Origin of the sequence: Bacteroides sp. 2_2_4 (genome assembly GCF_000157055.1) — a bacterium.
In the GTDB taxonomy this organism is placed as follows: domain Bacteria; phylum Bacteroidota; class Bacteroidia; order Bacteroidales; family Bacteroidaceae; genus Bacteroides; species Bacteroides ovatus.
Genome location: NZ_EQ973362.1, coordinates 82,535 through 97,235 on the forward strand (window position 1 = coordinate 82,535; position 14,701 = coordinate 97,235).

A 14,701-nucleotide genomic window follows, 5' to 3' on the forward strand; every position below is an offset into this window, starting at 1 on the left:
TATCTTCAATTAAAAGTTTGCAGAAAAACCAATACCATATTCTCTCTTTCTCGGATAACGGTAAGAGTCTTTACCTACCTGCAGAGGATTGTTGGTAGAGAATTCAGGATCGAATCCCGAATAGTTGGTCCATGTCAAGGCGTTGTTTACAAAAGCGTAGATATTTATATTCTTCAACATCAGCTTCTTTATCCAGTTTTCAGGAAGATCGTATGCTACACGTATGTTCTGCAAACGAATAAATGAAGCATCTTCCAGATAGAACGAGTTACCCATACGGGCATTGTTGTAATCATCATTATACGGACGCGGATAGATTGCCTGGTCACCCGGATGCAACCACATATTATGGATGACTTCCGGTGAAGGAGTAGTTCCGGTGTATTTGAACATATTACGATTATGTTCGGCTGCATTATAAATCTGTCCTCCCAATGAATAATAGAATCCTAAGTATAAACTCAAATTCTTCCAAGTCACCGTTGTATTCAAACCACCGGTTACATCAGGCATGGCATTACCGATCACCATACGGTCATTATCATCAATCACACCGTCACGGGTTCCTTCCGGTTCCTCCCAGTTGTAATCTCCCCCACGGAACGGTTTGCCGTTCGGCAACGTTTTCTGACGGATATTACCTGCATATTCCTTTCCATCCAACAAATATTTGTACTGGAATACACCATTCTCAAACACCGGAGTCAGCTGTTCCCATTTATCAGTGAAAGCATTCGATTCGTCGTATGCAAAGACACCGGCGCTTTTAAATCCGTAGAAGTCACCCACACGGTCACCTTCCTGCATCCACCAGATATCACCTTCCATATATGCCTTACCTTCAGACAGCTTCTCAATACGGTTGATGTTTCTGGAGATATTGAAAGAAGCATTCCACTTCCAGTCCTTCGTGCGGATAATATCACCGGTAACAGCTATTTCAAAGCCTCGGTTACTCATTTCACCGACATTGGTTTTCATATATGCAAAACCGGATTCTTTAGGCAATTGGTAGTTTGCCAGCAAACCGTCTGTATATTTATCGTAATAATCGGCAGTGATTGTCAAACGGCTATTCCAAAAATTCAAGTCCAAACCAAGGTTGAATTGTTTAGTTTCCTCCCATTTCAGATTGTCTTTACCGATACGAGTCGGAATAACGCCACCCACTCCGTCATAAATAGAATTCGGAGAATAAGAGTAGATATAGTCGTAGTTGCCGATTGCTTCGTTACCCGTGATACCGAAACTTGCACGGATCTTACCATCTTCGAGAAACTTTTTCGAGAATTTCATGAATTTCTCATCCGAGAAGCGCCATCCCACAGATACGGAAGGGAAATTACCCCATTTGTTCTCTTTGGCAAAACGAGAAGAACCGTCACGACGCATAATGGCATTGAGCAAATATCTTCCTTTATAATCATAAGTCACACGGGCAAAAATGGAAGCCATAGAGTGATTGCTTAATGTGGAGCCTGTAGATGACAAATCCAGGTTTGCGGCAAAAGCATTCATTGTATAGATAAAATCTGTAGACGAGTTTATTCCCACAAATGTTTCGTTTTCATAACGCCACTGCTGTGCACTAACACCTACCATGGCCGTAAAATTATGATCTTTTATTTTGCGTGCATAAGTAAGGATGTCTTCATTCATCCAGTTCCAGTTCAGGTAATTATAAGAATAACCTTTATTCTGTTTCTGCCATTCATCGGTGATAAGACTCGGTTCGAGTTTTTTGCGTTTATCCAGATAGAAGTTGGCATTAATATTGGCTCTGAACTTCAAATACTTGTTGAATTTGATTTCAAAGAACTGGAAGAAGTTAGCCTTATAAGAATCAGTAAAGTCGGTGGTATAATTGACCTGCGCAATAGGGTTCTTCTGACCGTTAAACACTCCGACCAAAGAGCCATCCGGATAATAAGTATTGAAATAAGGACGACGAGTCAACACTGCGCTCAATAAAGTACCTTCATTCAGACCTTTCTTTTTAGAATAAGTCAAAGAAATACGGCTACCCATATTCATCCAGTCTGTCGGTGAATAATCGGAGTTGATACGAGTATTTAGTCTCTGGAAACCTGTATTGGAAATAATACCTTTCTCATTATAATAACCGGTATTGATGAAATATTTCAATTTCTTTGTACCACCACCTACACTGATATCCACCTGATCTTTTTGTGCAGTGCTTGTAATCATGTCCAGATAATCGTTATCCACATTAAAGAAAGAGTTCAACGGATCATTCAGTATATCACTACTTTCATCCGGATTACCTCCGCCGTATGTTTCAAAATACTCTTTACGATACTGGTCGTACAACAAACGTTCCTTGCGGTTTGCCTGTGGAACCTTGTGAGACAATGTACCCCACGAGTGATTATACTTGATATCAATACGGGCTTTACCTTCCTGCCCACTTTTGGTAGTGATAATAATCACACCGTTCGCCGAACGCGAACCGTAGATAGCTGCAGAAGCGGCATCCTTCAAAATCTCCATAGAAGTGATATCATTCGTATTGATACCGTCGATACTTTCCAAAGGCACACCGTCTACAATATAAAGAGGAGTCACACCTTCGGCAGAGAACGTGGAAGTACCACGAATTTTGATAGAAGAAGATTCACCGGGCTGTCCGGAACCGGACACCACCTGTACACCGGCAGTAGTACCCTGCAATGCTTCAAAAACATTAGTAGCCATTTTTTGCTCAATGGCCTCGCTTGAGATGGAAGTAATAGCTCCTGTTACATCACGCTTTTTCATCGTACCGTAACCCACTACCACTACTTCGTCCAATAACTTAGAGTTCTCTTCAAGCGTAATATTCATTGTTTTATCTTTCACTACCACATCTTTAGGGGTATATCCCATGAATGATACAGTCAAAGTAACTCCCTTCTTCGAAACATTCAATGAGAAATTACCATCTAAATCTGTAATTGTTCCATTAGATGTTCCCTTTTCCATCACATTGGCGCCAGGCAAAGGAAATCCTGTTTTATCCACAATAACTCCCTTCACTGCAAACCCGCCTTGAGCATAAGCCGGATTGACAAGGAAAAAGAGACTCAAGGAAATCAAAAGGAACGACTGAAGCAACCGCACTTTTGTCCTACTCTGCAAATTTTTCATAACTAGAATAAAATTAAATTGGTTAATTATCAAGGTTTTACTCACTACTTAATTAATTGGGGAAAATATATTGATTCTCTCCAATAAGATGTTATATTTTATTTATTATATGGATATTTGTCTTTCATAATACTACACAATAATTATTATATTAGAATAAAGATTACACAGTACCCGGTCTACCAAATGAAAGTGTGTGCGGACACACCTAACCAAAGAAAACTCAAGTACAAGCTGGCATTATCCAACGCCACAAAAGTATTGCATTTGAATATATTGCACCCTATCGAATTGTTCGTTTTATCTAGTCTAAAAATTCAGATGACTTATTTTAATCACTTCACAGAGGGTTCGGAGGAGGTATTATGAGCTTTTCGGTATTGCGTAGGAGCAATATCAAAAAGTTCTTTAAAGCATTTATTGAAGTATTGAGGATTTCCAAATCCTAACCGGTAAGCAATATCCGATATATTCATTTCCGGAGAATTCTGCAGAAAATATGCCGCTTTTTTCAGACGCAGATTCATGATAAAATTATTTGGCGTACTTCCCGTGATACCTTTTATCTTCTGGAATAAGACAGTACGTCCCACCCCCATCTCACGTGAGAAGACATCTACACTGAATTCGGGATTTTCCATATTATCTTCCACTACCTGTGTCGCTTGTTCGATAAACCTCTGATCGAGTTCATTCGTTGCAATCTTCTCCGCTTTGCTATCCAGCTGATGGGCATATTTATTCTGTAAAAGTCTGCGGGTATTAATCAGATTATTGCATTGCATCACCAGCCGCCGCATATTAAATGGCTTCACCACATAAATATCCGCTCCAATTCTTAATCCTTCCAACTCACGTTCGGGCGCACTAAGGGCAGTCAGAAGAACGACAGGGATATGACAAGTTTCAATATTGTTCTTAATTTTGGCACACAATTCCGTTCCGGGCATTCCGGGCATCATAATATCCGAAATAACCAGATCAGGCTGCATCATTTTTACTTTTTCATACCCTTCCTCACCATCACTTGCAGTTTCAACCGTGTACAATGGAGAAAAGATATCTACAAGGATATTTCTGATTTCTTCATTATCATCAATCACCAGTAATTTACAGTCAGTAGTCCCGCTTTCACTTTGGGCTGACTGCACCTCTTTAACCAGCAGTTCTTTGTCTTCCGAATAATAAATATATTCCTTATCCTGCTCCGGTTCAACCCGGGCGACAGAAGAATCAAAGTGAGCATCCCCTTTTTTCAGAGTGACCTTAAAACAAGAACCTTTTCCCAGCTGACTTTCTACTGTTATATCTCCCTGGTGGGCTTTCACAATACCCTGACTCAAAGCCAGCCCGATACCAGTTCCTCCATACTGTCCTATATTCTCAACCTGATAGAACCGCTCGAATATCTTAACATAGTCTTCCTCGGATATTCCCGCACCATTATCGGAAACGGAAAACATACATTCCTCCGTTCCATCAGCCAATTCCATACGGATAGTTCCACCGTCTGAAGTATATTTAAAAGCATTAGACAGCAAGTTATTAACCACCTTCTGTATTTGCATCCGGTCTCCCCACACGAGGCATTGCTCGCAGTCGGCATGCAAAACAAACGAAATATTCCTGTTAGCAGCCAACTCCTTAAACAATACATAATGCTCTTTGAGCAAAGAATATAAGTCAAATTGAGAAACTTTCAGTTTCAAAAGTCCCTGCTCCTGTTTCCGGAAATCAAGCAACTCCGTAATCAATGATTTCAGGTTACCTGCATTTTTATGTATATTCAACAGTTTCGAATAAGCATAGGTAGACAATTTGCCGGAATTCAGCAACAGATCAACCTGCCCCAGGATAAGAGTGATCGGAGTTCTGATTTCATGCGAGATATTCGTGAAGAAACGAAGTTTGGATTGATTCATCTCTTCAATGTATTGTTTCTCGCGAAGTTCAAAATCCAATGAAGTTTTCAGGAACAGACGGATTCTATATTCTCTCACGATGAAGAATAGAATAGTCAGAATCACGCATACATAAATAGTATAGGCCCACCAAGTAGCATAGAAAGGTGGCGTAATCGTTATATCCAGCGATCTGATTACTTCCGGGAAGTTCTTCAGCCTGATCTCAAAGACATAATCACCCGGAGAGATATTTGTATAAGTAATGTCATTTCCCAGACGGTTCTCGCTCCATTCATCATTATACCCCATCAACCGATATTCTACCTCACCACCGCCTATATGCAGAAAATTATCTGTTGAGAAACCGATAGAAAACACATTTTGCAAGTAATTCAATTTGATCCGCCCGGTATAGGCAAAGGATTTATTTAAAATACCGGTTTGATCGCCTGTTGTTATCTCTTTGTTGTTGACATACAAATGAGCCAACTCCAGATCGTATATTTTCGGAGGATAATACAGACTACTTTCACGAATGGTTACCAATCCGGTAGCTCCTCCCATATAAATATCATGGTTGCGGGATACATGCATGGATTTCCGGTTCACAAGAGTCAGCGGGAATCCGGTTTTAGAATTGAAGTTTATCACTTTCCCCTCTTTCTGTTCCAGCATTGACAATCCATGCCCGGTACCAATCAATAAATTCCCGGAAGGGGTTTCCCCCAGTACCCTGATATTTTCTCCCGACAACACACTTTCAGGAGTATGTAAACGAAACAAACGTTCTTTCTTATCCAGCAAGAAAAGTCCGTTGCCATGTGTCCCTACCCAAATATTTCCCTTTCGATCTTCATAGATAACATTGACCAACTCTTTTTGAGATCTGACCCGTTTCTTCAGACTTATCCTATAGGTTTCAAACCGCATTTCATCAATCACATAGGCTACACAACCGTCGTCGGCAGCAAACCATAATCTGTTTTTCGAATCAAGCAATAGGGTGTTATAATTATGTGTAAACAGTTCCTTCTGATGAAACAACACCTCGGATTTCAAGGTCTGTTTATCCAAACTCACAATAGCGGATGTTGTCCCGACATACAATTTACGAGGAGTATCCGCCAAGGCAAACAGGGCTTCTCCGACACTTTCTTCTCCAAGCGGTTCGAGATTATAGATATCATTCCGATAGTTATTAAGATGAAAACAATTCACCTTATTGGTAAAGTCGGCTGCAATCCATAAGCAATTATTAGCCTCATCAAAAACAACATCTTTCAGGTAGTCCGTACTGAAATGATATCCCGTATGCGCATTAAAATGCTTGAACTTTCCCTGTTCCGGTTGATATAAATCTAATCCCCCTCCTTCCGTACAAATCCAGATATTTCCGACTTTATCTTCTGCCATAGCACCGACCACCGGAAAAGACAATCCGGTGTCCGAAGCATGATAATGCACAAAATGCTGATATTCCGGAGAGAAGAAGTTTACCCCTCCCCAATAAGTCCCCACCCAAACAGTTCCTTGTTTGTCGGTATAAAGAGACGTCACCGAACGATTGGACATAGCACCCACCCGGTTAGGATCAGCCTGATAATGGAATATTTTCCCGGTAGCCACTTCAATCTTACTCAATCCACTTCTGTAGCCTACCCATATATTCCCTTCCAAATCCTGACATAACGCTCTCGCCATATCGTCCCGAACCGTGTAAACACTCTTATCATTATATTCATAGTGATGTATGATCGTACCTTGAGGTGAAAAACAGAAAACGCCCTGATCCTGCGAACCAATCCAGATATTCTGGTCGTTACTTTTTATCAGTTTCATCACTTTAATTCCGGGCAAGTGAAGTGACATCGATCCGCAAGTATCTACACGCATCACCCCACCCTCTTTCAAAGCAATCCAGAGACTTCCTTCGGAACCTTCCACCATCGTCGGGCCACTATCCGGCAGCTGCAAATCGGCATACATCGGTTTCAAGAGGCGGGTATTCTTATCGTATAAGAACAGTTTCCCTCCTTCTGCAATCCACACTCCCGTCTTTCCTTTGGCAAGAGTGGAGGGAGAAGTCACCGGAAGAATATAATATTTTTCTGTTTCAAGGTCGAACTGGAAAAGTCCGGTAGAGGTCAACAGGAAAAGACTTCCCTGACCGTCTTCCACCATTTGAGTCACATATAAATTACCATAACTGATAGAGTCGTTATGAAAGTGGTTGAAGACTTTGATGTGATTGCCATCGAAACAATTCAGCCCGTCCAGAGTGGCAATCCATATACGCGATTTCTCATCCTGGCAAATATCGCTCACCGTTATTTGCGACAATCCATCTTCCACACCCAATGTTCTGAACTTGTATTCCTGTGACCGGAGTGGAAATACAAATCCAAAAAGAGATAGCAGAATAAAAAAATGGATCTTAGATAGTCTTTGTTCGCGCATATCAAGAATGATGGTTTATAGCACACATTAATCTCGTCACAAAAGTAACAGTTTTTATGATATTCCCAAAATCAGAGCAAAATAACTGATAGATATAGACTTCACCCTATTTTATTCTTCCCGTCCGAACGAACGATATTCCAACGGGGTAAGCCCTGTACGTTTCTTGAAAAAAGAGAAAAAATATTCAGTAGACTGGAAACCCAGAAAAAAAGAAATCTCTTTCACTGATTGGGAAGTTCCTACTAACATTTGTTTGGCTTTACGGAGTTTCAATTCCTGGAAATATTTGGCAGGAGCATAACCAGTATACTCCTTGAAAACACGTCGAAACCATGAATAACTGATGTTAAGCCGCATTGCTAACTCTTCCGGATCTACATTACCGGAAACATTTTCATTCATGATGATTTTCGCCTGTTCTATCTTCTGATCCACATCACTCATCTCGAAAACTTTATTCTTGGAGACAGAAAGAATCATACCTATCATGTGGAGCACAATCCCGGAAAGATATTGTTGCGCGGAAATCTTATCCGCTTCAGCTACAGCAAGAGCACGGGAGAACAAGGAAACCAACTCTTCATTAATACCGATTTCCAATATTTGCTGCTCCTGCGACAAAAAAGCATCATTAACGATGGCATCTATCATTGGCCCCTCAAAGCCGATGTAATATTCCGTCCAACCAGTCTGCCGTAACGGGCGGTAAGTATGCCATTGCCCGGGAAACAATACCATCAGCCGGCCTTTACAAACCTGCTTTTCAGAAGTGGAATCGGATGAAAACAAACCACGCCCTTTTGTGATATAGACCAACTGATATTCGCGAAGCACCCTTCCTTTTTCCGCATTAAAAAAGTAACCGGAGGGATGCTCTTTCAATGGATAAGGTGAATCAGGAGGGATAGACTGATAGCCGACGGTATTCACCCACAGCCCGAATTTACGGTCCATGTCATTTACAATCAGATATTTAAATTCCAATCCCAAACTATTATCCTCGATCATATCAGAGTGTTTTCATGTAATTGAGTTGGACAAAAATAGGAATTATTTTCAGAAAACACATGCAAGGGTATAAAAAAACATCCGGAGTGTACTTTCAAGTATCCCCGGATGTTTATATAAAAACAAACTTTACTATGACGAGATTTAGAATGCTTTATGATACAAGGCTTCAATATCCGCTACCGAAGTAGGACGAGGATTACCACCTGTACAAACATCATTGAAAGCAGCTACAGCCAATGCAGGAATGTCTTCTTCTTTCACATTGATTTCATGCAATTTCTGTGGGATATTAATGCTGATAGAAAGTGCTTTCACAGCTTCAATAGCAGCTTTAACGCCCTCCGCTTCACTCATTCCGGTAGTGTCCACTCCCATTGCTTTCGCAATATGGATATATTTCGGAGCTGCCGGAGATTCAGCATTGTATTCCATCACATACGGCAACAGCAAGGCATTAGCTACCCCGTGAGGAGTATCATAGAATGCACCCAACGGATGAGCCATTGAATGAACTATTCCCAAACCGACATTCGAGAATCCCATACCGGCAATATATTGTGCCTGCGACATTGCTTCGCGGGCTGCCACATCTTTACCATTGTCTACGGCTGCTTTCAGATTTTGTGCAATCATCTCAATAGCCTTCAATTCGAACATATCGCTCATTACCCAGGCACCGGGAGTAATATAACTTTCGATGGCATGTGTCAAAGCATCCATACCGGTAGCGGCAGTAAGCCCCTTCGGCATTGAGTACATCAGTTCGGGGTCTACGATAGCCACGGCAGGGATGTCGTTCGGGTCTACGCAAACCATCTTCTTACGGGCATCTTCATCAATAATCACATAATTGATAGTTACCTCGGCAGCCGTTCCGGCAGTAGTAGGCAGTGCAAAGGTAGGTACAGCTTTGTGTTTGGTATCAGCTACACCCTCCAGAGACTTCACATCCGCAAAATCCGGGTTATTCACAACAATACCGATTCCTTTGGCAGTATCGATAGAAGAGCCACCACCCAAAGCAACGATAAAATCGGCTCCGGAAGCTTTGTAAGCTGCCACACCGTTTTGCACATTTGCAATAGTAGGGTTAGCCTTTACATCGCTATAAAGTTCGTAAGGAATCTGGTTCTCATCAAATACTTTAATGATTTCAGCAGCCACACCAAACTTGATAAGGTCTTTATCTGTTACAAAAAAGGCTTTCTTAAAGCCACGTCTAGCTGCTTCCACAGCAATCACACTTCGGCATCCGGCACCGAAGTAAGAAGTTTCGTTTAAAATAATTCGATTCATGGTTGTGCTATTTGTTGTTTTATTTAGGCAGATTGAAAGCAACAGTCATTTCTTTCATCTGTTCCTGACTCATACCATCCGGCTCGAAGCCCATATTTTTCGCTGCGATATAGATGAGAGCCGATTTATTAAGTACATCGATCTGATCGAACGCCTGCATCGCATCGCAATCAACTGCAAATACACCATGTTTCTCCCACATCACAACATCATAATCCTGCAATTCCTTGATGGTAGCTTCCGCCAATTCTACAGAACTAGGCAATTTATAAGGAATGATACCCAAACCACGCGGGCAGAATGCCTTTGTTTCGGGAATCATACTCCATAACAAATTAGTAGCCACATCTTTTTCCAGGAACTTCGGACAATGTGTCATGGCAATCAGTTCGATCGGGTGTGTATGTACAGATGCTTTATAAGGAGAGTTTTTACTCAACAGGTCATTATGTACGCTCAAGTGAGAAGGCAATTCCGATGTCGGAGCCACAGCCTCGTCCGCAATAATTACGTAGCTGGCACAGTCGTCCAGAATACGGATTACCGAACCATTCTCCATTGGCCAGCGAGCTAAATCACGCATGCGCTTATTCGTTCCCTTGCAATAGAAATAACATCCTTTCAGATAAGGAAGAGTCACACCGATAGATTTAACTTCACTGATCGGTTTCATCTGACGGATTTCATCGTCTACAAACTCTGTGATATTAACAGTGATATTACCACCGTTACGTTCAGCCCATCCTTTCTGCCACAAGTATCCGGCAACTTCTGCTACCTTGTTTACTTCTTTGGCAAGTCCCGGACGATTCTCTAAAATTGATTTCATTCTATATATAATTTTAATTAGGCATGGATTACACTGATTTCGTCGCAAGTTATAAAAAAACCGCGTAATCCATGTAATCCACACCTAAATTTTTTAAAACAAATTTGGGAACACTAATGAGAAGATAAGTACGATCAGACCAGCTATCAGCACAGTTATGGTCTTGTTTGACACACCTTTCCATTCTTTCAGAATAATTCCCCAAACATTACTAAATGTGACATTCAATGCCATCAAAATACACCAGGAGAAAGCCAGCAATACCGGACTTTCCGTAAGGAAACTCTTACCCATTTCCAGTCCGAAGAACTGCATGTACCATAATACGCCAGCCAACGCACAAAAAACTAAATTATTGCCCCATACTTTTCCTTTAGCATAGTCACCCATCGATTTATTAGCCACATTCTGTTGCAGGCAGTAAACTGCATTTGTCAGGAACCCGCCAAATGTAACCAGGAAAATCACCGGGAGACCGGCGTAAAGTCCTTCCACTCCACCGGCTAAGGCAGCTTCCTTGATAGGTGTTCCTGCATCCAGTCCCAAAGCGAAGCAAGCACTCATGACACCGGCCAGGAGTGCAACCAGTAACCCTTTTGTCAATGCAAAGTCTTTTACAGCAGCACGTTTTTCTTCTTCGCTCATGTTTTGCGCACGCAAACTACCGGCATACCCGATAATAGCAATACCTGCCAACGTGATGCAAACACCCAACAAAAGAATCAGCCCGTTACCTTCAAACAAGTTTGTACCTGCAAAAAGAGCCGGAAGAAGGGTTCCGAAACCGGCACAAGTCCCTAATGAGATACTCTGTCCCAGTGCAACCCCCAAATAGCGCATGGAAAGTCCGAAAGTCAAACCTCCTACTCCCCACAATATACCATAAAAGATGCTCATTCCAGCACCTCCCGCTCCCCACAAGTCGAACAAACTGCTCTCTTGGGGTACACCCAGTAGTGAACCCAGAAACGGGAACACTAACCAGGCAAATACACCTTGTATTAACCAGAAGCTTTCCCAGCTCCATTCCTTTACCTTCTTAATAGGCACATAAGAACTGGACTGGCAAAAGCTACCGATGGCTATAATCAATAAGCCGATTAAAATTTCCATAACTTATCGTTTAGAAGTTACTTCGGCTTCGTACTTTTCAATTTCTGCAATGAAATCTTCACCTACAGGAACATTGTTCTTCAAGCAGAACATATCCCAAACAGCATTCCAAGGCAGCGCTTTTTCTTCTTCGAGCAGAGCCAGACGCTGGAATCCCTGTCCGTTTGCTTCGTATTCGCGCAATTTGGCAATCGGTTCGAGCAGAGCACGAGTCATACATTTCTGTGCAGCACGGCTACCAATTACATAAGCACCGATACGGTTGATAGATGCATCGAAATAGTCAAGACCATAATGTACACGATCCAGAGCACCGCAACGGACGATTTCGCTGAACAGATCCATAGTCGGGTCATCCATAATAGTAACGTGGTCTGAATCCCAACGAACCGGACGGCTTACGTGCAACATCAATTCAGGCACATAAAGCAACAGTGAAGAAACTTTATCGGCTACACTTTCTGTCGGATGGAAGTGACCGGTATCCAACGTAATCATCTTGTTACGAGAAGCACCATAACCAATATAGAAGTCATTAGAACCTACTGTATAGCTTTCCAGACCGATACCGAACACTTTAGATTCGATACAATCCTTCATATTCTTATATTCGGTAGCGAAGATCTGATCCAAAGAATCTTTCAGCAATACACGATATTTCATACGGTTTACCGTAATATCCTTGCTTCCGTCATGTACCCATAGATTCATGATACACGGATCACCCTGTGCTTCACCCATTGCTTCTGCAACTGCACGGCAACGTTTTGTATGTTCAATCCAGAACTGACGGATGCCTTCATCGGGATTAGAAAGTGACAAATCACCTGATTTTGGATGAGAGAAAGAGGTAGAGTTAAAGTCAAGCTTCATGTTGTGTTCTTTACCCCATTCGATCCAGCTCTTGAAATGTTCCGGTTCTACCTCATCACGGTCTACCACCTTCCCCTGAAAATCTCCATAGATCTCGTGTAAGTTCAGACGATGAGTACCCGGAATATAAGAAGCAGCTTTCAAGATGTCAGCACGCAGTTCATCAATGTTACGAGCTTTGCCCGGATAATTACCGGTTGCCTGAATACCTCCGGTCAATGAACCGGCCTGTACTTCAAATCCTGCAACGTCATCAGCCTGCCAGCAGTGAAGTGACAGATGAAAATCCTGCATAGTTTTCAATACTTTTTCGGTGTCTACACCTACTGCTGCATAACGTTCCACAGCAATTTCATACGCTTTCTGAATCAGTTCTTCTTTTTTCATGATATTCTATTAGTTTTAAAAATGATTATTCTGTCGATCGTTCTATTTATTTCCGAACGCAATTTTTAAAATGGATATAAGCCGCGTCCCAAACTTCCGTATCTTGCGGCTGATAAGTTTTCAACGGGATAGAGCGGTTGATTAACTGGCGCATACCGGCAACATCCGTCGCTTCGCCTGCTGCCATTGCCTGAATCATCACATTACCGATAGCTGTCGCTTCAGATGGACCGGCTACCACAGGAATTCCTATCGCATTGGCAGTAAACTGGTTCAGCAAATCATTCCGGCTACCTCCGCCAATCACGTGCAATGTTTCAATCGGACGGGGAGAAAGTGAACGCAAATTCTCCAACACCTGGCGATAACGCAAAGCCAAACTTTCAAAGATGCAACGCACTACTTGTCCGCGTTTCTCGGGAACCGACTGTCCGGTAGCCCGGCAATATTCTGTAATAGCTTTTTCCATGTCCGCAGGATTCGCGAAACAGTCATCATCGGGATTAATCAGACTACGGAACGGTTCACAAGCATCCGCCTCACTGATTAATTCATGATAACTTGTATCTCCCCAATTCAGACGGCAACGTTCCAGCAACCACATTCCACAGATATTCTTCAATAGACGGATAGTTCCTTCCACACCACCTTCATTGGTAAAGTTCAACGCTTCCGTTTCAGCATTAATCACCGGAGCATCCGTTTCAACTCCCATCAGTGACCAGGTTCCGCTACTCAAATAAGCAAAGTTGCGATCCAATGCCGGAACGGCAGCAACAGCAGAACCGGTATCATGGCCGGCTACCGCAATCACAGGAATTGCACCCAGTCCGGTTATCTTTTGCACTTCTTCCGTCAATACTCCCACCTTTTCACCCGGGAATACAAAACGGCCGAAATTCTTCTCACTCAATCCTACCGCTTTCAGCAACTCCGGCTCCAAACGTCGTGTCTGTGCATTCACCAGCTGGGCTGTCGAAGCAATCGTATATTCCGTCACCATCTCTCCGGTAAGCATATAACTCAACGCATCCGGCATAAACAGAATTTTATCTGCCGCCTCCAACGCACTGTCGTGATTGCGACGTAAAGTATCTAATTGGAAAAGTGAATTAAAATTCATAATCTGAATACCCGTTTTACCATACACTTTGCTACGGGAAATACGGGAGAAAAGAGCCTCCGGTGCTCCTACTGTATGCGGGTCACGATATGCATAAGGCTGGCGAAGCAAGTTACCGTCTTTTCCGACACATACAAAATCCACTCCCCAGGTATCGATACCGATAGAAGCAATGGACTCTCCACGGTGAGCAACCAACTTCAACCCGTCAAGAATATGACGATATAATGCATAAATATCCCAATAGAAATGTCCACCTACTTCAACCAGGTGGTTAGGAAAGCGATTAATCTCTTCCAGATTTAATCCGCCTTCAATGAAAGTTCCTAAGATTGTACGGCCGCTCGTTGCGCCCAGGTCGATTGCAAAAAAGTTTTGTTTCATGGTATTCTGTCTATATATTTAAGGTATCCATTTACCTACATGGCAAAGATAGGCGATTCCCTCCTCCTTTTCCTTATGTATTTTGATTGAAAGGGTATACATTTTGACACAAAAGACAAAAGACACAATACAATTGCAAATATAAACAGATTCACATTTTCCCTACACCTCTGT

General features: G+C 42.2%; 8 protein-coding genes. All 8 read right to left on the reverse strand.

What is annotated here, in order from left to right:
* Nucleotides 1–9 precede the first annotated feature (9 nt).
* The 8 genes from BSCG_RS10680 to rhaB all read right to left on the reverse strand — a co-directional run bounded on the left by BSCG_RS10680 (nucleotide 10) and on the right by rhaB (nucleotide 14,527).
* Nucleotides 10–3,147 (reverse strand): SusC/RagA family TonB-linked outer membrane protein, encoded by a 3,138-nt coding sequence (locus BSCG_RS10680; protein WP_032849585.1) that lies wholly within the window; start codon nucleotides 3,145–3,147, stop codon nucleotides 10–12.
* A 335-nt stretch (nucleotides 3,148–3,482) separates the two neighbouring features.
* Nucleotides 3,483–7,508, reverse strand: coding sequence for a two-component regulator propeller domain-containing protein (locus BSCG_RS10675; RefSeq protein WP_008776396.1), 4,026 nt, complete (start codon nucleotides 7,506–7,508; stop codon nucleotides 3,483–3,485).
* A 111-nt stretch (nucleotides 7,509–7,619) separates the two neighbouring features.
* On the reverse strand, nucleotides 7,620–8,519 hold the full coding sequence (locus BSCG_RS10670; protein WP_004304986.1) for an AraC family transcriptional regulator: 900 nt from the start codon (nucleotides 8,517–8,519) through the stop codon (nucleotides 7,620–7,622).
* A gap of 144 nt (nucleotides 8,520–8,663) precedes the next feature.
* Nucleotides 8,664–9,818 carry a lactaldehyde reductase gene (fucO, locus tag BSCG_RS10665; RefSeq protein ID WP_004304988.1) on the reverse strand — a complete coding sequence of 385 codons (1,155 nt, stop codon included), beginning with the start codon at nucleotides 9,816–9,818 and terminating at the stop codon, nucleotides 8,664–8,666.
* Between the two features lie 19 nt (nucleotides 9,819–9,837).
* Nucleotides 9,838–10,647: a rhamnulose-1-phosphate aldolase gene (gene rhaD, locus BSCG_RS10660; RefSeq protein ID WP_004304990.1), complete on the reverse strand. Its 810-nt coding sequence runs from the start codon at nucleotides 10,645–10,647 to the stop codon at nucleotides 9,838–9,840.
* A 93-nt stretch (nucleotides 10,648–10,740) separates the two neighbouring features.
* Entirely contained in the window at nucleotides 10,741–11,760 is a 1,020-nt protein-coding gene (gene rhaT / locus BSCG_RS10655; protein WP_008776397.1) for an L-rhamnose/proton symporter RhaT, read from the reverse strand.
* 3 nt (nucleotides 11,761–11,763) lie between these two features.
* Nucleotides 11,764–13,020 carry an L-rhamnose isomerase gene (locus tag BSCG_RS10650; protein ID WP_008776398.1) on the reverse strand — a complete coding sequence of 419 codons (1,257 nt, stop codon included), beginning with the start codon at nucleotides 13,018–13,020 and terminating at the stop codon, nucleotides 11,764–11,766.
* Between the two features lie 46 nt (nucleotides 13,021–13,066).
* The gene (rhaB, locus tag BSCG_RS10645; RefSeq protein WP_008776399.1) at nucleotides 13,067–14,527 is read right to left on the reverse strand and encodes a rhamnulokinase; all 1,461 of its coding nucleotides are present in this window, start codon (nucleotides 14,525–14,527) and stop codon (nucleotides 13,067–13,069) included.
* Nucleotides 14,528–14,701: the final 174 nt, after the last annotated feature.